Consider the following 698-nt stretch of genomic DNA (forward strand, 5'->3'; position numbering starts at 1 on the left):
CTGGACGGGCATGGTGCTGCGAGCCTGGCGTATGTCATTTATACGTCCGGTTCGACGGGCAAGCCGAAAGGGGTGATGGTCGAGCATGGCAATGTGCTGCGCCTGTTTGCTGCCAGCGCTGCGCACTTCGACTTTAATGCAGACGATGTCTGGACCCTGTTCCATTCCTATGGTTTCGATTTTTCGGTGTGGGAAATGTGGGGCCCGCTGCTGCACGGGGGCCGTTTGCTGGTGGTGCCATACTGGATCAGCCGTTCGCCGGCCGATTTTCATGCGCTGCTGGTGCGGGAACGGGTGACGATCCTGAATCAGACGCCGAGTGCGTTTGCCGCCCTGATGGAGGTGGATCAGGAGCATCCGGCGGCGCTGGCCCTGCGCTGCGTGATCTTTGGCGGCGAGGCGCTGCAGGCGTCGAGCCTGGCGCCATGGGTGGCGCGCCACGGCGACCAGCGGCCGCAACTGGTGAACATGTATGGCATTACGGAGACGACGGTGCACGTGACGTACCGGCGTCTGCTGCAGGCTGATGTGCTCGATACGAGCGGAGCCAGTGATATTGGGCGTCCGCTGGCGGACTTGGGGGCGCTGGTGCTGACACCGCGTCTGGAGCTGGCGCCGTTCGGTGTCGTCGGCGAGCTGTATGTGGGTGGTGCGGGCCTGGCGCGCGGCTATCTGCACCGTCCGGAACTGACGGCGGA

General features: G+C 64.2%; 1 protein-coding gene. It reads left to right on the plus strand.

Annotated elements, in window-relative coordinates; translation table 11 throughout:
* Positions 1 to 698 (plus strand): AMP-binding protein (locus AC07VL_RS28035; protein ID WP_494808756.1); only part of this gene is annotated, 698 nt, incomplete at both ends.

The sequence above is a fragment of the Janthinobacterium sp. GW821-FHT03C08 genome (genome assembly GCF_059420905.1).